General features: G+C 59.5%; 19 protein-coding genes and 4 pseudogenes. 10 read left to right on the top strand and 13 right to left on the bottom strand.

Annotated elements, in window-relative coordinates:
* The coding region (locus INS93_RS24675) for a hypothetical protein (RefSeq protein WP_226945378.1) at positions 1-204 on the top strand (204 nt) is incomplete at its 5' end.
* Here the strand turns inward: INS93_RS24675 and queD are convergent.
* Positions 205-561: a 6-carboxytetrahydropterin synthase QueD gene (gene queD / locus INS93_RS08270; protein ID WP_003461315.1), complete on the bottom strand. Its 357-nt coding sequence runs from the start codon at positions 559-561 to the stop codon at positions 205-207.
* Between the two features lie 112 nt (positions 562-673).
* Positions 674-1,753 (bottom strand): patatin-like phospholipase family protein, encoded by a 1,080-nt coding sequence (locus INS93_RS08265; protein ID WP_192980990.1) that lies wholly within the window; start codon positions 1,751-1,753, stop codon positions 674-676.
* A 145-nt stretch (positions 1,754-1,898) separates the two neighbouring features.
* Between INS93_RS08265 and INS93_RS08260 the strand changes: the two genes are divergently transcribed.
* From INS93_RS08260 to INS93_RS08245, 4 genes are read left to right on the top strand one after another with little or no spacing between them, the layout of a single operon-like run.
* On the top strand, positions 1,899-2,207 hold the full coding sequence (locus INS93_RS08260) for a PepSY domain-containing protein (protein WP_192980989.1): 309 nt from the start codon (positions 1,899-1,901) through the stop codon (positions 2,205-2,207).
* Positions 2,207-2,521 carry a PepSY domain-containing protein gene (locus tag INS93_RS08255; protein WP_160017811.1) on the top strand — a complete coding sequence of 105 codons (315 nt, stop codon included), beginning with the start codon at positions 2,207-2,209 and terminating at the stop codon, positions 2,519-2,521. Before INS93_RS08260 ends, INS93_RS08255 begins: the two co-directional genes overlap by 1 nt.
* Complete coding sequence (locus tag INS93_RS08250; protein ID WP_003461322.1) at positions 2,521-3,189, top strand: response regulator transcription factor; 669 nt, start codon at positions 2,521-2,523, stop codon at positions 3,187-3,189. The genes INS93_RS08255 and INS93_RS08250 overlap by 1 nt, the downstream gene beginning before the upstream one ends.
* Positions 3,186-4,499: an ATP-binding protein gene (locus INS93_RS08245; protein ID WP_192980988.1), complete on the top strand. Its 1,314-nt coding sequence runs from the start codon at positions 3,186-3,188 to the stop codon at positions 4,497-4,499. The genes INS93_RS08250 and INS93_RS08245 overlap by 4 nt, the downstream gene beginning before the upstream one ends.
* 113 nt (positions 4,500-4,612) lie before the next feature.
* Here INS93_RS08245 and INS93_RS08240 read toward each other — a convergent pair whose 3' ends face one another.
* The 3 genes and pseudogenes from INS93_RS08240 to INS93_RS25055 form a co-directional block, all read right to left on the bottom strand.
* Positions 4,613-5,209: an NADPH-dependent FMN reductase gene (locus INS93_RS08240; RefSeq protein ID WP_160017813.1), complete on the bottom strand. Its 597-nt coding sequence runs from the start codon at positions 5,207-5,209 to the stop codon at positions 4,613-4,615.
* A gap of 142 nt (positions 5,210-5,351) precedes the next feature.
* Positions 5,352-5,900 (bottom strand): annotated as a pseudogene (locus INS93_RS25060) (methyl-accepting chemotaxis protein); the annotation flags it as partial.
* A gap of 357 nt (positions 5,901-6,257) precedes the next feature.
* A pseudogene (locus tag INS93_RS25055) lies at positions 6,258-7,277 on the bottom strand (chemotaxis protein); the annotation flags it as partial.
* A 404-nt stretch (positions 7,278-7,681) separates the two neighbouring features.
* Between INS93_RS25055 and INS93_RS08230 the strand changes: the two are divergent.
* The 3 genes and pseudogenes from INS93_RS08230 to INS93_RS25045 form a co-directional block, all read left to right on the top strand.
* Positions 7,682-9,001 (top strand): Na+/H+ antiporter family protein, encoded by a 1,320-nt coding sequence (locus INS93_RS08230; RefSeq protein ID WP_192980987.1) that lies wholly within the window; start codon positions 7,682-7,684, stop codon positions 8,999-9,001.
* Positions 9,002-9,116: 115 nt separating this feature from the next.
* Positions 9,117-9,641, top strand: a pseudogene (locus tag INS93_RS25050) (cache domain-containing protein); the annotation flags it as partial.
* Positions 9,642-9,800: 159 nt separating this feature from the next.
* Positions 9,801-10,799 (top strand): annotated as a pseudogene (locus tag INS93_RS25045) (methyl-accepting chemotaxis protein); the annotation flags it as partial.
* Position 10,800: 1 nt separating this feature from the next.
* On the opposite strand, the gene INS93_RS08220 reads toward INS93_RS25045, so the two are convergent.
* Positions 10,801-11,703, bottom strand: a complete 903-nt coding sequence (locus INS93_RS08220; protein ID WP_192980985.1) for a LysR substrate-binding domain-containing protein — start codon at positions 11,701-11,703, stop codon at positions 10,801-10,803.
* A gap of 119 nt (positions 11,704-11,822) precedes the next feature.
* Between INS93_RS08220 and INS93_RS08215 the strand changes: the two genes are divergently transcribed.
* Entirely contained in the window at positions 11,823-12,431 is a 609-nt protein-coding gene (locus tag INS93_RS08215; protein ID WP_112211121.1) for an FMN-dependent NADH-azoreductase, read from the top strand.
* Positions 12,432-12,491: 60 nt separating this feature from the next.
* Here INS93_RS08215 and INS93_RS08210 read toward each other — a convergent pair whose 3' ends face one another.
* From INS93_RS08210 to INS93_RS08180, 7 genes are all read right to left on the bottom strand, one after another.
* On the bottom strand, positions 12,492-14,078 hold the full coding sequence (locus INS93_RS08210) for an ABC-F family ATPase (RefSeq protein ID WP_074677976.1): 1,587 nt from the start codon (positions 14,076-14,078) through the stop codon (positions 12,492-12,494).
* Between the two features lie 323 nt (positions 14,079-14,401).
* Complete coding sequence (locus INS93_RS08205; RefSeq protein WP_192980984.1) at positions 14,402-15,103, bottom strand: hypothetical protein; 702 nt, start codon at positions 15,101-15,103, stop codon at positions 14,402-14,404.
* 17 nt (positions 15,104-15,120) lie between these two features.
* Positions 15,121-16,026: a hypothetical protein gene (locus INS93_RS08200; protein ID WP_192980983.1), complete on the bottom strand. Its 906-nt coding sequence runs from the start codon at positions 16,024-16,026 to the stop codon at positions 15,121-15,123.
* A complete protein-coding gene (locus INS93_RS08195; protein WP_192980982.1) occupies positions 16,023-16,817 on the bottom strand; it encodes a hypothetical protein in 795 nt (264 codons plus the stop codon). The genes INS93_RS08200 and INS93_RS08195 overlap by 4 nt, the downstream gene beginning before the upstream one ends.
* 743 nt (positions 16,818-17,560) lie before the next feature.
* The gene (locus INS93_RS08190; RefSeq protein ID WP_192980981.1) at positions 17,561-17,863 is read right to left on the bottom strand and encodes a LasR-specific antiactivator QslA; all 303 of its coding nucleotides are present in this window, start codon (positions 17,861-17,863) and stop codon (positions 17,561-17,563) included.
* A complete protein-coding gene (locus tag INS93_RS08185) occupies positions 17,856-18,098 on the bottom strand; it encodes a hypothetical protein (RefSeq protein ID WP_192980980.1) in 243 nt (80 codons plus the stop codon). Before INS93_RS08185 ends, INS93_RS08190 begins: the two co-directional genes overlap by 8 nt.
* Positions 18,099-18,575: 477 nt before the next feature.
* The gene (locus INS93_RS08180) at positions 18,576-20,171 is read right to left on the bottom strand and encodes a DUF6119 family protein (protein WP_192980979.1); all 1,596 of its coding nucleotides are present in this window, start codon (positions 20,169-20,171) and stop codon (positions 18,576-18,578) included.
* 514 nt (positions 20,172-20,685) lie between these two features.
* On the opposite strand from INS93_RS08180, the gene INS93_RS08175 reads away from it, so the two are divergent.
* Complete coding sequence (locus tag INS93_RS08175; RefSeq protein ID WP_192980978.1) at positions 20,686-22,257, top strand: RNA-directed DNA polymerase; 1,572 nt, start codon at positions 20,686-20,688, stop codon at positions 22,255-22,257.
* Positions 22,258-22,693: the final 436 nt, after the last annotated feature.

The following is a 22,693-nucleotide window of genomic DNA, read 5'->3' as shown; positions in this document are numbered from 1 at the left end:
TATACGAAACCCCAGATCGCCAAAGCGGTCTGGGGTTTCTTCTTTGTGCGCTGGAAAACAACGCTTCGCGTAGGGTGCGCTACGCGCACCGCTCAGGGTGCAGTCATCTCGGTGCGCGCGGCGCACCCTACGGGGCTGGCGGCGCTTTGGGGCGTCAATAAAAAGGCCACCTTGGAGGTGGCCTTTGGTGCTTCTGGGGAATGATCAATCGCCGCGATATTCGCAGCCGCTGGTGCAGGTTTCGTGGATGCGTACGCGCGACAGCTCTGGTAGCAGTGGTTTGACCTGTTGCCAGATCCACTTGGCCAGCACTTCGCTGGTTGGGTTTTCCAGGCCGGGAATGTCGTTCAGGTAGTTGTGGTCGAGCTGCTCGTAGATCGGTTTGAAGATCGCCTTGATCTCGGAGAAGTCACGAATCCAGCCGGTATAGGGATCGACTTCACCTTCGATATAGATGGCAACTCGAAAGGAGTGACCATGCAGGCGGCCGCATTTGTGGCCTTCCGGTACGTGGGGCAGGCGATGGGCCGCCTCGAAGATGAACTCTTTGAACAATTCCACTGAACAGCGCTCGCGTAAATGATTCCGCCTGATTGGCGTTGAGCGGCACAGTTTATCAGGTATGGCCCGATTGCCGCCTAATCACGTCCGCTCAAAAGGTTGACCAGATCAATCAGAGGAGTTGCAGACGTTCGGCCAGGCGGCCGCTTTCGACCAGTTCGAGAAATTCGTCGCCGAGCCGCGCGCTCTCGGCCATGGCCTGGCGCCAATAGCGTTCACGTCCTTCATCATTGCCCAGGTAGCGCTTGAAGTCGGTACGATCCGGCAGCTTGCCGTGTGGCAGGCGCGCCAGGTAGTCGCGTGATGGTGCCAGCAGTAGTACGTCCTGCAAGCGCGTGCGGTCGCCACGGCGCCAAGGCATGCTCTTGTCGAACCAGCCGGGTATCACACGATCGGTGAAGTGCGGATAGAGCACGATGTCTTCGCCGTTGTAGGGCAGGTCGAGGTGATAGTCGAGCAGGCCGCCATCGCGATAGGCACCCGGCTCCAGGCCGGGAATCTCACGAATCGCCTCCATCACCATGGGGATCGAGCCCGAAGCCAGCAGAGCGTGGCGCAGGTTTTCCGGGGTCAGCACATGGAAGTGCGAGCGGAAGTCGCTCAGCTGTGCCAGGGGCGGCACCTGTCGCGCATCATGCAGAATCACGCGGTCGAAATGGCGGCCAAGGCGCTGGCGGGCCAGGAAGTTGTTGCCGATCACCGATGACAGGCCGAGGCTGAGTTTGCCGCGATGATCGTGTTGCAGCAGGCCGTGACTCTTCACTACGACAATGTGCAGGCGATAGTGGGGATTGGCGATGATGGCAGCATCCTGATCCGCGAGCAGCTCGTTGAGCATCTGCCGGCAACTGCCCGACACCTCGGCCATGCTCACGCCCTTGGCGAAGCGTTGAGAGGTGTATAGCTCGCCGAGTCGTCGAATCCCGGCGGCGGGGTCTGGCAGGCAGGCGCTGGCGAAGCGCCAGGAGCCGATGGAAGCCCCGATCAGGGCGCGTTCGCGTGGCGCACGGGGCAGCCAGTCTCCAAACAGTGCGAGATCCAGCCCCTGAATGCCGATGCCTTTTGGTCCACCTGCCGCGCCAGGCAGGATGCCGACGTCCGCCGGGCTCAGGCCATTCTGGCGAATTCTCGCCAAGGCCCTGGGGCCGGCCTTGATCGTCAGGGCAGGGGATTTGATATGGATCGCGCTCATCGTGCCTCCTTTCGCAGCAGGCGATTATAGAGGGCTGAGTGCGCAGGCCAAGCCACTTCATGCGGTGAATGACGCGAGTGAATTCAGCTTGAATTAAGTGCCTGGGCCTAGAGTGGCAGTCACTGATTCACTGCTGGAGAAAGCCATGAAACGATTGATCAGCCTCGCAACACTTGCCACCCTCGTCAGCGCCGCTACCATTGCCCAGGCGCGCGATCTCGGCCCGGACGAGGCCCTGCGTCTGCGTGATGCCGGGACCATCAAATCCTTCGAACAGCTCAATGAGGCGGCGCTGGCCCAACACCCGGGTGCACGCATCGAAGAAACCGAGCTGGAAGACGAATACGGCCGCTATATCTATCAGATCGAGCTGCGCGATACCCAGGGCGTGCAGTGGGACCTGGAGCTGGATGCCAGCACCGGGGAAATGCTCAAGAATCACCAGGACGATTGATGAAGTTTCGACGTACCACCGCGCTATTGCTGGTTCTGGCATGCGGTTTTGCCAGCGTGCCAGGCGTTGCGCGCGATCTCGATCAGGATGAGGCGCTGCGCCTGCGGCGCGAAGGGGTCATCATGCCCTTCGAGCAACTGATGCAGCACATCGGCAATGCTTACCCCGGTTCCACGCTGCTTGAAGCGGAGCTGGAGGAAGAGGATGGCGTGCTGGTCTATGAAGTCGAGATTCTGACCACCTCGGGCGTGGTGCGCGAGCTCGAACTGGATGCCCGCAACGGCAATATTCTGAAGGATGAGGAAGACGACTGATGCGCCTGTTGCTGGTGGAAGACCATGTACCCCTGGCCGATGAACTGACCGCCAGCCTGACTCGCCAGGGCTATGCCGTGGACTGGCTGGCCGATGGTCGTGACGCGGCCTATCAGGGTGCCAGCGAGCCTTATGACCTGATCATTCTCGACCTCGGCCTGCCAGGCAAACCGGGGTTGGAGGTGCTGCAGGAGTGGCGTGCTGGCGGACTGGCCACGCCGGTGCTGGTGCTGACTGCGCGAGGTTCCTGGGCCGAGCGCATCGAAGGACTGAAGGCCGGCGCCGACGACTACCTGACCAAACCCTTCCACCCCGAGGAGTTGGCCCTGCGTATCCAGGCGCTGTTGCGCCGCGCCCATGGCCTGGCCAACCAGCCGCAACTGGAGGCCGCAGGCCTGCAACTGGACGAGAGCCGCCAGTGCGTGACGGCAGGCGGCGAAGCCATTGACCTGACTGCCGCCGAGTTTCGCTTGCTGCGTTACTTCATGCTGCATCCGGGGCAGATCCTGTCCAAGAGTCATCTCGCCGACCACCTCTATGACGGCGAGACCGAGCGCGACTCCAACGTCATCGAAGTGCACGTCAACCGCCTGCGCGGCAAGCTCGGGCGCAACGTGATCGAGACCCGCCGTGGGCAGGGTTACCGCTTTACCGGAGAGCAGGGTTGAGGTCCATTCAGCGTCGGCTCGGTATTGGCCTGGCCGCTACGCTGTTGCTGGTCGGACTGGTTCTGGCACAGGCCAGTCTCTGGGTCTTCGACCGTGGCCTGCGCGCTTATCTGGAAGAGGATTTGCGTGACGAAGCGCAAGGGCTGTTGGCCGCACTGGTGCGCGGGCCGGCTGGTTTGCAACTGGATGAGCGGCGTCTCGATCCCTCGTTCCAGCGGCAATTCTCGGGGCATTACTTTCGCATCGATTTTTCCGACCGCAGCTGGCGTTCGCGCTCGCTGTGGGATCGTGAGCTGCTCAAGCCCAATGGCATTGGCATGCAGGCCGAGCTGGGCGATGGCCCGCAAGGCCAGTTGCTGCTGATCTACCGCGCCGACTATCGCCGCTATGGGGAGAACCTGTCGATCAGCGTGGCACAGGATTATCAGCCGGTACTGCAGAGCTTTCGTCGTATGCAGTGGGTGGGATTGGGGCTGGGCGGCGCTGCGCTGCTGCTGATCCTGGTGGCCCAGCGTTACACCGTGCGCAGGGCCCTGCGCCCACTGGAACAGGTGCGTCAGCAGATCGTGCAGTTGCAGCAGGGGCGGCGTACGGAGCTGGATGCCGAGGTGCCCGAAGAGCTGGAGCCTCTGGTCGCGCAGGTCAATCATTTGTTGGCGCATACCGAGGACACCCTCAAACGCTCGCGCAATGCCCTGGGCAATCTTGGCCACGCGCTGAAAACGCCGCTGGCCGTGTTGATCAGCCTGGCCGGCCGCGAGGAGTTGGCCGCCCATCCGGCATTGCGCGCGACCATGCGCGAGCAGTTGGAACAGATCGGGCAGCGCCTGAGCCGCGAGCTGGGGCGTGCGCGCCTGGCTGGCGAGGTATTGCCGGGTGCACGCTTCGATTGCGCGCAGGAGCTGCCGGGGCTGTTCGCCACCTTGTCGATGATTCATGACCGCGGCCTGAGCCTGGATTGGCAGGCGCCGCCTGGCCTGGTTCTGCCGCGTGACCGTGAGGATCTGCTGGAGCTGCTCGGCAACCTGCTGGACAACGCCTGCAAATGGGCGCAGCAGCGCGTGCAACTGACGGTGGAGGAGAGCGCCGAGGGTTATCGCCTGTGTGTCGATGATGACGGCCCAGGCATCGATGCCGAACGCCGTGAGGCCGTGCTTGGGCGTGGTACCCGCCTGGACGAGCAGGTAGCAGGGCATGGCCTGGGCCTCGGCATCGTGCGCGATATCATCGAGGCCTGGCACGGCCGTATCGAACTGCAGGACAGTCCGTTGGGCGGGTTGCGAGTGGTGGTCAGTCTGCCACGGCGTTGAACCTCAGGCTCACGCCGGTCTGGTGGGTTACGCGGCGCGGTAAGTTTGTTGGCGCCTGCAAACGCTGCGTTCAGCGCCGCTAACCCACACTACGGGCCGTGCAAGGCTCTCTATTACATGCCGTTGGCGAAGGCCGGGTTATCGAAGTTGATGGCGGCGCGGACCGGCTGCAGGGCGTGGGCGTAACGCACCAGTACATCGAGCGCGTAATCGACGCGGGCGCGGAGTCGCTCATCGGCTTCGTCCACCGCCTGCGGACCGTTCAACACTTTCTCGACCTGACGCACGATCAGGTGCTCCGGCAGGTAGCACAGGCGGCAGTTCTTGTAGCTGGAGGCGCGCAGTTCGCTGATCGGGTAGGCGCCGCCAATACCGGAGGAAACGCCAACCAGCAGGCCCGGCTTGTGCGCCAGTTCGGCCTTGCTGGCGTAGATGAAGAAGTTCTTGATCGCCGGACAGGCCATGCCGTTCCACTCCGGCGCAATGATCACCACGGCATCGGCGGCCGCCAGTTGCTGCTGATACATGGACCAGGGGCCGGCGTCTTCAGCGGGCCACAGCGGCAGTGGCGCCAGGCCCAGATCGATGATGCTGCTGGTGTCCTGAGTGGTTTGACCCATCTCGATCAGGCGCTGACGCAGCACGCGAGCGACCTTTCCCGATTGGCTGTTGTTGCGGCTGGAGCCGGCGACCAAGGCGATATTGAGCATGCTGCTTCCCCGAAAAAAGAACGCAGGCTAGGCGATTGCCTGCCTGCGCTGCAAGGGAAGCGCCGCCAGATCGAGGATGATTTGGCGTCATGTCCACTGATGCGCCGCCAGTATTTTGGTGTGCGCGGCGCACCCTACGACGTTACACGCGGAATTGATCCATCAGGCTCTGCTGGTGATTGGCCAGGCGATTGAGGTTCTGGCTCACCTGCGCCGACTCGTCGGCCTGTGCGGTGATGGCCTCGGTGACGTCGCGGATCGAGGCGACATTGCGGTTGATCTCCTCGGCCACCGAACTCTGCTCCTCAGCGGCGCTGGCGATCTGCAGGTTCATGTCGGTAATGGTGCTGACCGCCTGGCTGATGCGCTGCAGCGCGGCCACGGCTTGCTGCACCTGCTCGACGCTGCCCTGAGCCTGGCGATGGCTGCTGTGCATGGTGCTGACCACCTCGCGCGTGCCGTTCTGCAGGCCTTCGATCACCTGGCGGATTTCCTCGACCGAATCCTGGGTGCGTTTGGCCAGGTTGCGTACTTCGTCGGCGACCACGGCAAAGCCACGACCGGCTTCGCCCGCACGCGCGGCCTCGATGGCGGCGTTGAGGGCGAGCAGGTTGGTCTGCTCGGCAATCGAGCGAATCACTTCCAGCACCGAGCCGATCTGCTCGCTGCTGCTGGCCAGGCCTTCGACTTCCTGCATGGCCACATTCATTTCATTGGCCAAAAGATCGATGGTGTTGGTAGTGCGGTCGATCACCTGCAGGCCTTCGCGACTGGCCTGGTCTGCATTGCGCGCGGCTTCTGCGGCCTGCGCGGCGTTGTGCGCGACATCCTGGGCGGTGGCGCTCATTTCCTGGAAGGCGGTCGCCACCTGGTCGACCTCTCGGTACTGCTGCTGCATGCCGGCGCTGGTCTGGCTGGCGATCGCTGCGGACTGATCAGCCGTGCTGCGGGCGTCGATCACGCTGTTTTTCACGTCGGCAATGATGGGCTGCAGCTTGTCGAGGAAACGGTTGAACCAGCCGGCGAGTTCGCCCAGCTCGTCCTGTCGGGCGTATTGCAGGCGGCGAGTCAGGTCGCCTTCGCCGCTGGCGATATCCTTGAGCATGGAGGCCACGCCGAGAATCGGCCGCGTTACGCCGCGTGCCGTCAGCCACATCAGCAACAGACCGGCGATCACCGCGACAAGCCCCATCAGCAGTGCGACCAGGCTGTCACGGGTGCGGGTGGCATCGAGCTGTGCGCCCAGTTCGATGGCGCGCTCGAGCAGCACTTGCTGAGGCACTTCGAGTAGCACCGACCAGGGTTTTGCCTCGGGAATCGGTTTGAACGGGCTGAGTTCACGGAGCATGTCAGCGTGCCGCAACTCGGCGTCGCTGCCTGACTGGATTAAGCTGCGCAGTTCGCTGGCGTTTTCGGGAAAGGCACGTTCGACCGGCTGGCTCAGCAGGCTGCCGTCGCGGCTGTGGCCTGCCAGCAAGGCGCCGGGGCTGAAGATGCTGATATGGCCCTGGCCGTCGTACAGCTCGCGATTGGCCTCCTGGCTGATCTGCTGCAGGCTGGCCAGGCTGATATCCACGCCCATGACGCCGATGATCTTGCCATCGAGTTCCAGCGGGAAGGCGATGCTGGTCATCAGCGTCTTCTGCCCGCCGACGTCGTCGTAATAAGGTTCCAGCACGCAGGCCTGGCGGGTATCGCGGGGGCAGGTATACCAGGCGTTGTAGGCGACGCCGTTGTCACCAGGCGTGGTGTCGCCCAGCAATTGCTCGGTCATGGCCTCGGCTTCCAGTTGACCGACTGTGGGTTGCGCCCAGTACAGCGCGAAGCGTCCTGCGTCATTGCTGCCCAGATCGGGCTGGTCGGCGAACAGTTCGTCCTTGCCATCCAGGGCGTTGGGTTCGAACACCAGGTACAGGCCGAGCAGGGCGGGGTTGGCTTCCAGGCTGCTGCGCACCTGGCGGGTCAGGTCCTCACGCAGGTCGAAGGCATCGAGAAAGCGCTTCTCTGCCTGCTCACGCAGGAACAGGATCTGCCGGGAAAATCCCTTGCCGTACTGGTAGGCATCCATGAAGTAGCGCTGGATACGGATCGCCTGTAATTCACTACGCGCCTTGAGGCGCAGTGTCGCACTCTCTTCCAGCATGGCGGAGCTGGCTTCGCGCACCAGGCTGGCGCTGCGGCTCGACTGGTACTGCGAGGCGCCCACCAGCAAGGTGACGATGGCGAGCAGGCACAGGCCGGCGAGCAGGGTGATCTTCCACTGGATCGAAAGACGGCTGAACAGCATGGTGCGTTCCTTTCTGCATGGGCTAACAGTGTTATCGGTGTGCGGCCCGCATTCTTGATCGATACGGTGTGCGGTCGGAATTATGCACGTTTCGGTTTAAATAATGAACGATCATGCGTTTTGACAGCGATGGCTCGCTTGCGGCAGAGTACGCGGCTTTTTGCGCCGTGAAGGTGGAGTGCTTTATGAACGCTGTAATCGCTGCGGTCGGCATCATGCTGGTCCTCAGTCTCTGTCGCGTACACGTGGTCGTGGCGCTGATCATTGGTGCGCTGGCCGGCGGGCTGTTGGGTGGGCTTGGCGTCGAGGGCACGCTGAAGGCGTTCAACCAGGGGCTCGGTGGCGGGGCGACGGTTGCCCTGTCTTACGCGCTGCTGGGCGCTTTCGCCGTGGCCATCGCCAAGTCGGGCCTGGCTCACGCCCTGGCGGACAGGGCTCTGGTGCTGGTCGGCAAGCAGCACGAAGGCGCAGGTGGTGCGCTGAAGTGGCTGCTGATCGCACTGCTGCTGGCTGTTGCAATCTCCTCGCAGAACCTGCTGCCGATCCATATCGCCTTCATCCCGTTGCTGGTACCGCCGCTGCTCTATGTATTGAGCAAGTTGCAACTGGACCGCCGCTTGATCGCCTGCGTGCTGACCTTCGGTCTGATCACGCCGTACATGTTCCTGCCGGTGGGTTTTGGCGGCATCTTCCTCAATGAGATCCTGCTGGCCAATGTCGCCAAGTCCGGTGTCGACGTCACCGGCATCAGCATCACCCAGGCCATGGCCATTCCGGCGCTGGGCATGCTCTTCGGTCTGCTCGTGGCAGTGCTGTTCAGCTATCGCGGCAAGCGCGTGTATGACCTGGAAAAGGTCGCGCAGGCCGAGCGTGTGGACGTGCAGTACAACCCGTTGAGCCTGCTGGTGGCAGGGCTGGCCATCGCCGCGGCGTTCGTCGTGCAGTTGTGGCTGGACTCGATGATCATTGGCGCGCTGGTCGGCTTCGTGATCTTCTCTGTGTCCGGCGTGGTGCGCTGGAAGGAGGCGGACGGCCTGTTTACCGAAGGCATGAAGATGATGGCCATGATCGGCTTCATCATGATCGCCGCTGCCGGTTTCGCCGAGGTGATGAAGACCACCGGTGAGGTCAAGACGCTGGTCGATAGCGCGGCAACCCTGATTGGCCACAACAAGGCCGTTGGCGCGCTGTTGATGCTGCTGGTCGGGCTGCTGGTGACCATGGGCATCGGCTCTTCCTTCTCGACCATTCCGATCATCGCGGCGATTTTCGTGCCGCTGGGCGTGCAACTGGGTTTCAGCCCGCTGGCCATCGTCTGCATCGTCGGCACTGCCGGTGCCTTGGGCGACGCCGGCTCACCCGCCTCGGACTCGACGCTCGGACCAACCTCGGGGTTGAACGCCGACGGTCAGCACAACCACATCTGGGACAGCGTCGTGCCCACCTTCCTGCACTACAACCTGCCGCTGCTGGCGTTCGGTTGGGCCGCCGCTATGCTGCTGTAAAGGCGTGAACAGACGCCGGATTAAGTTCTCGGCGCCTTGGGTCGCTTAATTCTTCCACGGGGCTGCCGATACATCGGTAGCCCCGTTTTTGGTTTCGCACACAAGGACAATAAGAATGCGCCTGACATTGAAAGCCAAGGTAATCCTGCTTGCGCTGGTTCCCGTCATCCTTTTCGCGCTGGTGCTCAGCGGTACGGCGGCGAGGGTGTTGCAGAATCTGGCTGCTGACGAAGTGGCCGAGACCCGCGAGCGTCTGCTGCAGGAGAAACGCAGCGAGCTCGAGCATTACATCCAGATCGCACTGGGCTCGGTGAAAGGCCTCTACGATGGTGCCGCCCAAGGCGACATGGCCAGTCGCGAACAGGCCATCGCCATCCTCTCGAAGATCAAGTACGGCGCCGACGGCTACTTCTTCGGCCACGACTCCAACGTGGTGCGCCTGTTCCGTGGCGACAGCCCGGTGGATGTCGGCAAGAGCCTGGCCGACCGGCGCGACCCGAATGGTGTGTACATCAATCGCGAGCTGGTCAACGTGGCGAAGAACAACAGCTACTTCGTCAATTATTCCTCGCCGCTGCCGGGCAACGAGACCGTGCAGGTGCCCAAGCTCGCCTACAGCTACTACCTGCCCAAGTGGGACATGGCCCTGGGCACCGCGCTCAACCTCGACGGTATCGAGGCGCAGATCGTCGAAGTACAGGCTGAGATCGACCGCCGCATCGGCACCATCATCACCAGCATCATGGTGGTGGCGGCTATCCTCCTGCTGGTGTTCGGCGTGATTGGGGTCTGGTTGGGCAACGCCTTCCTGCGCCCGCTGCAGCAGATCAAGGCCAACCTCGACGATATCGCCGCAGGCGAGGGTGATCTGACCCGCCGTCTGCCCGTTACCAGTCAGGACGAGTTGGGCCAGCTGGCAGGGTCCTTCAACCGTTTTGTCGAGAAGGTGCATGGCCTGGTGCGGCAGATCGTCGAAATGACCGGGCAGCTCACCGAGCTGGTGGGTCAGGTATCGGAACAGGCGCAGCGCTCCGAGCAGGCCATGGGGCAGCAGCGCCATGAAACCGATCAGGTGGCTACGGCGATCAATGAAATGTCCGCCGCCGCCCATGAAGTCGCCAAGAGCGCGCAGAACGCCGCCGAAGCCGCGCAGCAGACCGACCGCGAAGGGCAGGCCGCCAAAAGCGTGGTCGATGGCAGCATCCAGCGTATTCACTCGCTGGTCGAGGACATCCGCAGCAGCGGCGTATCGCTCGACAGCCTGCAGCAGGACGTACTGTCCATCGTCAGCGTGCTCGACGTGATCCGCTCCATCGCTGAGCAGACCAACCTGCTGGCGCTCAACGCCGCTATCGAAGCCGCCCGTGCCGGTGAGGCGGGGCGTGGTTTTGCCGTGGTTGCCGATGAAGTGCGTGCGCTGGCCAGTCGCACTCAGCAGAGCACCCAGGAAATCCAGGGCATGATCGATCGTCTGCAGCAGGGCACGCAGCAGTCAGTGACCTCGATGCGCCGCTCCAGTGATGCCGGTGAGCTGACCAGCGAGCAGGCCAACAAGGCCGGCGAATCGCTCGACGCCATTGCTCGGCTGATTGCCACCATCAACGCGATGAACGCGCAGATCGCCAGCGCCGCCGAGGAGCAGACCGCAGTGGCCGAGGAGATCAATCGCAGCGTGCATCAGATCGCCGTTGCCGTGGACAGCGTCGCCGACGAAACCGAGCGTGGCGCACAGACTGCTCGCAGCCTGGCTGGCCTTGGTGATCGCCTCGGGGCATTGGTGCGTCAGTTCCGCATCTGAGTCAGAGCGGGAAGCTCCAGCGACTGAATGCCTCGCTCAGCAACTCGATCCAGGCGCGGACAGCCGGCGACATACCGCGCCTGTGGCTGTAGGCCAACTGGACATAGCCCTCCGGCACCGTCCAGTGCGGCAGCAATGACACCAGGCGGCCGTCGGCCAATTCCTCGTGGCAGTAGGTGGTGGGCAGCAGCGTGATGCCCACCCCGGCCAGTGCCGCCGACTTGCGCATGGGAAAGTCGTCGATGGCCAGGCGCGCCTCCAGGGCGATCTCGCGAGCCTCCTGCGTCGTGTTGTGATGAAAGCGCAGATGAATGCGCCGGTCGGCTCCGATGGCGCCCAGCGCTGGCAACTGCTGCAGATCTTCAGGCTGCTCCAGGCGTAGCCCGGTTATCAGATCCGGGCGCGCCACCACCAGCGCGCGCGCGGGTAGCAGGCGACGAGTGATCAGGCCCGGTTCTTCGTCATCAGCGTTACGCACGCGCAGGGCGACGTCCACAGCCTCGTTGAGCAGATCGATGCGTCGGCTGGTCTGCACCACCTCCAACTGCACCCTGGGGTAGCGCGTCAGAAACTCATTGATCAGATCAGGCAGCAGGGCCACGCCCGGTGGGGTGGAGAAGCGCACCCGACCACGCGGCTCGCTGGTCAGGTTGGTCACGGTTTCCTCGGCCTGTTCGGCCTCCAGCAACATCGCCTGGCAATGGCGCAGGTAGCGTTCGCCGATATCGGTCAGCGCCAGCTTGCGTGTCGAGCGTTGCAGCAAACGCGCGCCCAGGCGCTGCTCCAGCTCGGCGATACGCCGCGACAGGCGCGACTTGGGAATGCCCAGTGCGCGCCCGGCAGCGGCGAAACCACCGGCTTCCACTACCTTGGCGAAGTAGAACAGATCATTGAGGTCATGCATGTCATCGTCCTATCAGTGGGACGAACTATCGCATTTTTGCCGTCTTATCGGCTATTGGTTCCATCGGTAGCCTCCCCGCAATTGCGTCACCACGTCGCATAGCACTCTGGAGAGCACCCATGAAACTACTGCACCTCGATTCCAGCATCCTCGGCGATGCTTCCGCTTCCCGTCAGCTCAGCCGCTCTGTGGTCGAGGCCTGGAGCGCTGTCACTGCAGATGCTCAGGTGACCTACCGCGACCTGGCCAGCGATGCGCTGAGCCACTTTTCCGCTGCCACCCTGGTAGCCGCCGGCACCCCGGCCGAGCTGCGTGACGCCGCGCAGAAGCACGAGGCCGAGTTGGCCGAACGCACCCTCGAAGAGTTTCTTGCTGCCGATGCCATCGTCATCGGTGCGCCGATGTACAACTTCGCCATTCCCAGCCAACTGAAGGCCTGGATCGACCGCATCGCTGTCGCCGGCAAGAGCTTCAAATACACCGAGAACGGCCCGGTAGGGCTGGCTGGCGGCAAGACCGTGGTGATCGCCTCCAGCGCCGGTGGCATTCATGCCGGCCAGCCGTCTGGCCAGGCGCATGAGGACTATCTGGTGCGCATGCTGAACTTCGTCGGCATCGACGATATCGAGATCGTTCGCGCCGAAGGCCTGGCCTACGGCGAAGAGCCGCGCGCCGAAGCCATGAAAGGTGCAGCGCAGCGTATCTCCGAGCTGTTCGCCACTGCCTGAGCAGAGCGCTGAAACAACAAAGCCCGCGAAAGCGGGCTTTGTTGTTTCTGTAGCGTGTGGTCAGACGATGATTCCCTGGCTGCGCAGGTAGTCGTCGTAGGTGCCGCTGAAGTCGGTCACGCCGTTGTCCGACAGTTCGATGATGCGTGTGGCCAGGGAGCCAACGAACTCGCGGTCATGGCTGACGAAGATCAGCGTGCCCGGGTAGTTCTCCAGCGCCAGGTTGAGCGCTTCGATCGATTCCATGTCCAGGTGGTTGGTCGGTTCGTCCATCACCAGCACGTTGGGCTTCTGCAGGATCAGCTTGCCGAACAGCATGCGGCCTTGCTCACCACCGGAGATGACCTTCACCGACTTGAGGATTTCGTCGTTGGAGAACAGCATGCGCCCGAGGGTGCCGCGGATCACCTGCTCACCGGTCGTCCACTGGCCCATCCAGTCGAACAGGGTCACGTCATCTTCGAAATCGTGGGCGTGATCCTGGGCGTAGTAGCCAACCTCGGCGCTCTCCGTCCATTTCACCGAACCGGCATCCGGGGTCATTTCGCCGACCAGGGTGCGCAGCAGGGTGGTCTTGCCGATACCGTTGGGGCCGATGATCGCCACGCGCTCGCCGGCTTCGACGGTGAAGCTGAAGTTCTTGAACAGCACCTTGTCGTCGAAGGCCTTGGATACCTTCTCGATGGTCACGGCCTGGCGGTGCAGTTTCTTGGTCTGCTCGAAGCGAATGAACGGGCTGACGCGGCTCGACGGCTTGACCTCGGCCAGCTGAATCTTGTCGATCTGCTTGGCGCGGCTGGTGGCCTGCTTGGCTTTCGAGGCGTTGGCCGAGAAACGGCTGACGAAGCTCTGCAGCTCGGAAATCTGCGCTTTCTTCTTGGCGTTGTCGGCCAGCAACTGCTCGCGCGACTGGGTCGCGGCAGTCATGTACTCGTCGTAGTTGCCCGGGAACAGGCGCAGCTCGCCGTAATCCAGGTCAGCCATGTGGGTGCAGACCGAGTTGAGGAAGTGACGGTCGTGGGAAATGATGATCATGGTGCTGTTGCGCGCCGTGAGGATCGTTTCCAGCCAGCGGATGGTGTTGATATCCAGGTGGTTGGTCGGCTCGTCGAGCAGCAGCACATCCGGGTCGGAGAACAGCGCCTGTGCCAGCAGCACGCGCAGCTTCCAGCCGGGGGCGACTTCGCTCATCGGGCCAAAATGCTGCTCGAGCGGAATGCCCAGGCCCAGCAGCAGCTCGCCCGCGCGCGATTCGGCGGTGTAGCCGTCCATCTCGGCGAACTCACCTTCGAGTTCGCCAACCTTCATGCCATCTTCTTCGCTCATTTCCGGCAGCGAGTAGATGCGGTCGCGCTCGGCCTTGACCTTCCACAGCTCCTCGTGGCCCATGATCACGGTGTCGATCACGTTGAATTCTTCGTAGGCGAACTGATCCTGGCGCAGCTTGCCCAGGCGCACGTTCGGCTCGAGCATCACCTGGCCGCCGGAAGGCTCGAGGTCGCCGCCAAGAATTTTCATGAAGGTCGACTTGCCGCAGCCGTTGGCGCCAATCAGGCCGTAGCGGTTGCCGTTGTTGAACTTGACGGAAACGTTCTCGAACAGCGGCTTGGCGCCGAACTGCATGGTGATGTTAGCGGTGGAAATCAAAGGACTTACCTATCAGTAACTTGAGGTGCGCTGTTTAAAGGGTGATACCGCTTTCGAGCCTTTCAGCCCGGCCCGAACCGAGGAAGACGAACCTGCGCATATGAGTGAACGCTACGCCCCTGCCGGCAGACGAGCCGATAGGCTGGTGAGGCATGGGGGGAGTGTCGGGCATCGTGGCGCCGGGGCCTGGTGCTGCTCAGGGCGACGTCGAAGCGCGCAATGGTATCACTTGGGGCCTGTAACTACAGCAATGGCGCTGCTGATCTGCTGCCTGACGGTGAGGGCTACGATGAGAGACTCGGTCTTGTATCGAGTGAGCGCCCTCAAAGCCGTATGAATCGACGTTCGGCCTCATCCCACTTGAACGACGCGCCGGCACAGTGTTGGCGTTTGTCGACATGCACGTGCAGGTGTTCGTCTTGCTGCTCGACACGGACGGTATTGATCCCGCGGTTGCAGATGTTCGGGAGGGAGAGGGCAAGGACCTGCACCCGTTTGCCGGTAGCCTTGTCCATCACCTCGATCGCACCAATCGCGTCGTAGGACAGCATCATCGGGATCTGGAAGTAGAAGCGCTCGCTGGACTCCGCCTGTAGCAGCGAATGGGTTTGCGTTCCTGAATGTTCATCACGCAGGAAATCCTCGAGAAACCCCTGTGGCTTGAGTGTCAGGGGCAGCGAACGGCCACTGCGGTAGTCGGTCCAGGTGCCGCTGATAAGGGGTGTATTCGGGTAAAAGTTGGTGGTGTTGAAGTGCAGCCGTGCAACTGGAAGCCCCTCGGGATCAAGCTCGTCCATGGCCTTTCGCATGGAGGTATTGAGAAATGTCGGCTTCAGCCTGATTGGCGTGCGGTAGCGGTCATATGAATAAATGCCGCGGGTCACGCCATTGGTGTGCTCGATCACCAGCGTCACCGGGCTTTTGCCGATGCTGCCCTGATAGATGGCATGCGAGGCCAGCGATTGGGTACTGGTCGCGGCGAGCACGATAGCGATCAATGCCGCAGGGAGTAGGGAGGATTGCATGGCGACGCTCCTTGTCGTTAGAAGTGTTCCTGGCTCGTACGCTCCAGCTCGAGCGTATCGGCTGCGGTGAAGCGGTAGTGCTGCCATTCGATGGTGCCTGCGCGGTAGTCGACGCCCTTGTCCGGGCGGAGGCTGATCACGCCATTGGGAGCAACTCTCAGCGGCCCTTGCGCGCCCAATGCCTCCAGCGCGGTATGACGTCGATAGCCTCCCTGATCGTGCCGATACAGGTAATAACGGAAATTGCCACTGACCAGTGCATTGTCGCTTTGGCGACGCAGCCGCGGGGTTACCCGGAAATCGATGATGCCGTCGCCGTCGAAATCGGCGAAGTGCAGCGTTTCGCTGCCGAAGAACACAAGATCAAGATCTTCCAGCACCTGTACCGGCGAGCCATCGCGCCGGGTGACGTCTATTCGGAAAACCTGCCCTCCATGTACGCCAGAGGCACGACGGGCGTGAACGCGGAACACGAAGTCGCCATCCGCGTATGGCTGCAGCAGGACGCCGTCGTATGACTCACGTACATCAGTGGGGAAGTAGCCAACCCTTTTCAGTTCGAGCGCCTGCACATGACGGCTCTGCAAATCGAGATGTTGGCCCTCGAGATTGCCCTGGGCGGTTTGCAAACCCGGCAGCAGCAGGGCGGCGCCCGGCATGCGTGGATTGGTCATGAGATTGATCAGCAGCTTGTCGCCTTCCTCGTGCGGTGTTTCCTCAAGCGTCAGATAACGGCCGGTGCCCTGGTCGAACAGGTGGCCCGAGATCGCGTCGCGCTGATGGTCGTGGATCAGCACCAACTCGACAGGCTCATTGCCGATGGTGCCTGCATAGACGCTCACGGGCTTGGCATGGGCAAGTGCCGAACCGCTCAGCACGCATGACAGCCAGACCAGCACTCGAACATGGCGGATCAGGATCATTGGGCGTTCTCCTGCTGCGGATACGGTTGCCACTGGCTGCGGTACCTGGGGTTCTGGTAGTGCTTCGGAAGTTCCACCCGTACGTTCGAGCGCAGGTGCCAGCTGGGCGTATCGGTCGCCACGACGCCGTCGCCTGAGGTTGGGTGAAACACGCACAGGCCACGCAAGGTGCTGTCGAACTGCAGTGGGTAGCTGTCGTCCTTGTCTAATGTGGACTCGATGGTCTGCACTCGGCCGCGTGCGAAACACTGATCATTGTGATCTCTCCAGAACGCCACGTGCCGATCCGGATCGTTGGGGTCGATGACCTCGGTTTCGGCAAGCCTGAACAGAACGCGCATGCTGTTGGCGCTGGCATCGGCACGGGCATCGCGCACCCAAAAAACCAGGGTTTGGGGATGATAGCCATCCAGGCGCGGTACCGGGAAACGCATGGTCTTGTTGTCCGGCACGCCATACACATGGAGTTGTCGCCATTGCGTGCCCATCAGGCCGGCAGCGCGATTCTTCCGGTAAAGAAGCTTTACCGGAGGAGAGCCAGGGGAGTGTTGCCCCAGTGACATCCCGGCAGGCAACTGCACCGTGATATCGCCGAAGCTCGGCATGCCGGTGAACGCCTGCCATTGCAGGGGGCGATACTGCTCGCCGTGAAATAATCTGAAGTCATCGTTGAACGCGGGGACGTTTTGCGGAAAGTGCAGGAAAGCCGCGCAGCCCTGCAGGGTGAGTAGCAGAGCGGCCATTGCCGGGATTGAAAACAACGCTGCTTGCTGCTGGCGCTTCCTTGCCACATCGACGCTCCCTGATTGATTGAACTGGCCTCGGGTCCCCCGAGCCGCGAGCAGGATAGCGAATGGCAGCGAATACTGCCTGACCGCGTTGGCTCGGCGTGAGCCGCGTCGCATTCGATGAGCCGCAGCGTTGGAAGCGCTCGAGCAGCGGGTGATTATCCGTCACCGATTGGTGATGAATGTCATGGGCTGGGTTCGGGTATTGAAAGGCACGGAGGCAACATGATCAGAATCTTCGAAGACGATGAGCCCGCCTGGAGAATACTCACCCATGTTCTGGAACATGGGGTCGCCGGTATCGCAGGCGGCAGGATGAGCACGCGCAACAAGTTGAACGAGGTGAGGGAGCAGGAGGGCTGCGTCTTCGGGGGGAAGCAAGGTGGGCAAGCTTCGCGTTGATGGCTCCCATGCTCCGGCGTGGGAGCAAGCCCGTGATGCTCTGCGTCACAGCACAGCGCGCAACTGCCCGTGGTGGACGCTGGAGCGTCGAGGGCTGCATTCCCACGCAGAGCGTGGGAACGATCATGAAAAGGCGGACTGAGTCGTTACAGTGTTGATGGCTCCCACGCTCCGGCGTGGGAGCAAGCCCGTGACGCTCTGCGTCACAGCACAGCGCGCAACTGTCCGTGGCGGACGCTGGAGCGTCGAGGGCTGCATTCCCACGCAGAGCGTGGGAACGATCATGAAGCGGCTGGCGCCTGTGCGAGCAACCGCAAGCTGTCGCACAGTGCCGCGCAACCTGGCTACAGCTTGAGCTCCGTACGCGTTGCCCCATGCTTGCCACCCAGCGGCGAGCACAAACGCTGGTGGATGCGGCTGAGAAAGCCCAGCTCGAAGGCATGGCGCTGCGCACCCGACGGGAACAGCTGGCGCTCCAGCAACAGGTTGGCCCAGAGCCAGCCGCTGTTGGCGTCGTCCAGCCAGGCCTGCGCGGTCTGCACGCCGTGGCCGAAGCTGGCCTGGCAATCTTCGCTCCAGCCGAAGTCCGCTGCTGGTTGCCCGTCATGGCCGGGCAGGTGGGTGAGGTGTCGTGGCAGCTCAGTCATGCTCGGCCCTCCCGGCTGCCTGGGCGATGGCCCGGCGGTAAAGCACGACCAACTCCCTCAGCAGTGCGCTGGCGGTATTCGCCAGCTCCGGCTCCGGCAGGCGCCGCAACAGCATGGCCAGCAAGGCCGCGCGATATTCGGCTTCGGCCTGCAAGGGGTATTCGTTCGCGACAGCGCTGTGCAACGGATTGCGTGGCGAAGGGAAGGGGATAACGACGGATTCAGACGTGGTCATGCGGCACCTCCACAACGGAAGTCGACACGGCAGCCAGCAGCCCAGGGCGGAGCCCTTGGGTAAAAGGGGGATAGTGCATTTTCCTTATGCTCCTTGGACAGATTAAGGAGCCGCTTCCCAGCCTTCTCACGAGCTATGGAGGCGGACCGTGCAAGGGTGAGAAACCGGCGTCCAAGGGAACCGGCCAGGCCGAGGCCTGCCTCACACGGCCCGCCATAGAAATGCGGTAACCGGGCACAAAAAAAGCGCCGGCTACACTGCTATGGCGCTTCCGCGCCTTGGACGAAATTCGGGTTCTCACACCCGGTCACGGGATTTACCGTGACAGGTCGGACTGTAGCGCGGGGGGCGGGGGGAGGGCAAGGGTAAGGGTTGCTATCGGCCAAAAGCGGGCATTGGGGAGACAAGAGATTACCGAAAGCTAATTGAGTCGTAGAACTGGTTTGCCCCGGAGACGTTGCACCCGGCATTCCAAACTCATTTATTATGCTTCGAGATGTAAATCTTAGGCTTGAGGTTGAAATTTTTAATCAGCTTCTGCCAAGACTCGATGGCTAACAGGAACTGAATAGAATTGATTTGCGTAATTCTTTGTATATCATCCTCAAACACAAACCAGAGTGCGGCGGTGGATAGCTCTTCTTCGAACTGAATGACTCTTCGCTTTATGAGCTCTACAGAGTCTTTAGATTGTTCAATATTGTATATTAGCTGATGGTTGGCTTCCGAGATTTTGACTGAGATTATCTCTCCATCCTTGAATAGATCTGCAATCTCAATCTTGTATTTTTTCTTCCCTTGCTCCAAGGACTGAATTTGTGTCAACTGTCTATCCAAGAGAGTAAACCCACTCTCAGTGCATTGTCTCTTATTGAAATATGACTCTCGGTAGGTTAAGTTGTCTTCAGCATGCTCGCCGGCTTCTATCATGCGCTCTTTGTCAGCCTTCCACTGCTGATAGTCTGCCTCATTCAGCGCATCTCTTAACTCAGTGTCGATGCCGTTAAGCGAGCGTTTCAGGTAATCCATAAAGGTTTGGTTGAACTTATACCATTCGCCGCCTTTCAAAAAATACTGGTAGCCACCGTGGTCAATAGCTAGATCTAAGAGCTCTTTCAAATCTTTGGTGAAGGCACCTTGGTCATCATTTCTGAACTGGATACGAACTTCGTTGATGTCGGTAATGTCTTGGTGGTCGCTGAGGAAATCGCTGATATTAGTGACTTCGAGTGTGTTGCCGATGTCTTTACGATAGGAGCCAGTTTGGCCAGGCTTTTTGCAAGATAGACGGTAGTCGTAGTCATGGAAGCTAAAGCAGATGGCTACGCCATGAACATAAAACTCTTCAATTTGTACGTTGCCTTGCATGTCTTTGATGGAGGCAAGAAGCAGTCTATCGAGCTCATCCACCAACTCGACCGCTATGGGTTCAAGCTTGGGTAGGTGAATTATCTCCTGCTCCGTAATACTGGCTTCGATTTGGTCAAAGATGATGGCTAAATCGATGGGGCTTCTATCCATATCCATTTGGATGGAGTCAGCAAATATTATATTTCGGTCACCCCAAACTTCCTTATTGGAAGCCTTCAACTTCAGGTGGTCTACAGACTCGCCAGGTTCGTAGCTACCGAGCTGAAAGCGCTGGTAAGACGATACGTCCTGTCTTTTGGTTTCGGCGAAATACCGGCTTTTCTTCAGAAGGATAGTGTTTTCATCGGCCATACGCACGGCCAGCTGAATGCCGAAATCAGAGTGGGTAAATTTGGAAAGATAAAAGTGGGATTTACCCAGGCTGACTGCGTATATTTCTTCTGGTTTTTCGCTGTTGCGGCAGAGCAATATCCCGAAATGAAAAATGTTTCTGGGCTCGTTTACGCCATCATTGAAAAACTCTCTATAGACTTGCCACCACCAAATCTCATTCCCTCTTATATTCTCGGAGTAATAGAAAGTCATTGAGTATTTGTTGGGTTGCAGTGTTTTTTGCTCCGTCAAACCTACAGTGCCTAGTTTGGCTAGGAGCTGATCCAGCTTGTCGTGCTTAACTTTATAGATATTGTATGTATTGTGCATTGCAATTCCCTTTGGTGCCCATCGGCTGCTGGAAAAATCAAAATTTCATATACCTAGCTACAGGTAATCAGACGATGCTGGCGAGAGCAGCTGTAGTTTTAGGTGCCGTCAATCGTAAGCATAGAAGAGAATTCTAGGTGATCTACCAGCAGCTTGCCTGAGGCGTTCTGCGTGGACGGAGAGCCGACGTCCACTTTTGGACGGCAGCAACCCGTTGTGACCGGCAGCAGCTGGGCCATCACAGACTGTCGCGACAGGGAAAGCCGGACGCTCGATCTATGGAAGCCTCCAGCCAGAAGCGGATTATCCTATTCCTAGAGTCGTATTCCCTGCCGTGGTAGTAGCTATCGCCAAGTGCTTTCGCGGAAGAGCCATAACCTACCAAATGACCTCCGCCACGTGTTTGCCTGCTACTCATCGGCTGGTGCTAAGCTCTTAGTGCTGTGTGTGCAGCCAGATCGCAGCTGTAACGGAGGGGCGGAATGGAAACTAATACTAACTTAGGGGGGTGGCTATGGTTTTGACCGATGCGTCTCTAGAATTTGCTCGAAATCATATAACAGCTTTTTATGATACTGACTTTTACCCAAAGCCTTTTGAGTTTCATGCGTTGTGGAACTCTTGGGCCGAGGTTAAAAGCTATCTTCTCGCCGCACCATTAGCTGGAGCGCACACTAGCAATCCGAGAGTTCTTCCCTGGGCTAAGGCTCGCGGAGGATACCGAATTGTTCATCAGCTTGAACCATTAGACTCAATAATATATACCGCTCTGATTTATTTGGTGGCCGAAGAAATCGAAGCGTCGCGGATGCTGCCATCTATTGCATGCTCGTACCGAATTGAAGTTGACGAAAATAGTTATTTCTCGAGAGGATCTGGGTTCCCAGCATACAGAGAGAGCTGCGAGAGGCTAGGTGGAGTTTATGAATATGTACTTTCTACAGATATTAGTGATTTCTATAATCAAATATATCTCCATCGAGTAGGAAACGTAATCGACTCGGTCGGAGCACCCGCTGGCGCAGGCAGGGAGATTGAGAGCTTCTTATCTCGATTGAATAACAAAGCATCTCAAGGCATACCGGTAGGGCCTGCGGCTTCAATAATTTTGGCGGAAGCTATTCTGCTTGATGTTGACCAATTCATATCAAATCATCACGTAGAGCATGTTCGCTATGTAGACGACATTCGTATATTTTCGGATTCGGAAGAGCAGCTTTCAGATATTCTTGAAGATCTTGTGGTTTATCTCCACGACCAACACAGGCTTGGCCTAGTTTCGGAGAAAACCTCCATTAGATCGTCCGCTCAGTTTCTTCAAGAAGAGCTTCAAAACCAGTATCAAATGGATAAGCTTGATATTCTGAATGAAATTGAGGCTGGAAACCAATATGGCACATACGAATCGGAACAGGAAAGTGAGTACGAAGACTTCCAGGAATATGATGAGTATGGGCGGTATTGCGAGGGAAGCGACGACGAAGATGATGATGGCGAAGATCTAGGAGCATCATTGTTAGATGCCCTTTTTAGGGTTCGTAACTTTGGCTATGTAGATCTCGCTGTTTTGAGAGCCATCATTAGAAGGGCTAAGCATGGACAAGTAGCTGAGATAGCGAAATCCATACTAGAGGATATAGAGTTTTACAAGCCCGTAATCAATGATGTTTGTCTTTACTTGGCTTCCTTACCAGCAGCAGGAATTAAAGAGATTTTGCCGCTACTATCGAATCTATGCCAAGCCAACAGAATCAGCAACCGAAGCATGAGGGTTTGGATGGAGTGGCTTTTTACCCGTGAAGCACAGTTTCTAACCGATCAAAACATTCGACGTTATGTTTATCAAGGTACACCTGCCAGCGCGGCCGCAGCTGCATTACTGGAAGGAAATATCGCATGGGCAAAAGAGGCGAAACAGAAAGTTTTGACGTCGGCATCGTGGGACAGGAGAGCCTACATTCATGCGCTCAATATATTGTCAAAGGATGAAGCCGAGAAATATCTAAAATTTATTAAGCAGAATCCATCCTTAACTCATACGGATAAATGGGTGTGTGCTTGGGTGCTGGCCGGATGCCCAACGTAGTTGGTTTGTTGGATATTAGAGGCGTTGCTCATCCATGATCCTGGCCGCTCCGAAAGGCAGCTCCTGGCCGATTGCTGCCCCTCGGAGTAGCGTGCGAGAGGCTATGATGGGCGTTTCGGAAGCTTATTATGACGAACAGCAAAAAGGCGCAACACTGCACGATCTGCGCATGCCTACTCGATAATCCGGAAGATCCGCTATCGGGTAATACCGGCGGGGATTGCTGGAGATGCATAGGTGCTATCGAGGCGGAAATGGGATGCGCAGAGTCACTCGAATATGTACGCCAAGAATACGAGGCGGGACTTCGGCCTGGCTGGATCGATCCGTTCAAGCCATGATTCGAAAGCTGAGCAGATAAGGGGACGAGCAGATAAGGTGACAGATTTATTTACTGGTCCGCTGTCCGCTTCCGGCCGATTCTGTTGAAAAAGTC

The sequence above is a fragment of the Pseudomonas sp. EggHat1 genome, from assembly GCF_014892995.1.
Lineage (GTDB): Bacteria > Pseudomonadota > Gammaproteobacteria > Pseudomonadales > Pseudomonadaceae > Aquipseudomonas > Aquipseudomonas chaetocerotis.
The sequence above is the reverse complement of the archived record's forward strand: the minus strand, read 5'-3'. Positions and strand labels throughout refer to the sequence as shown.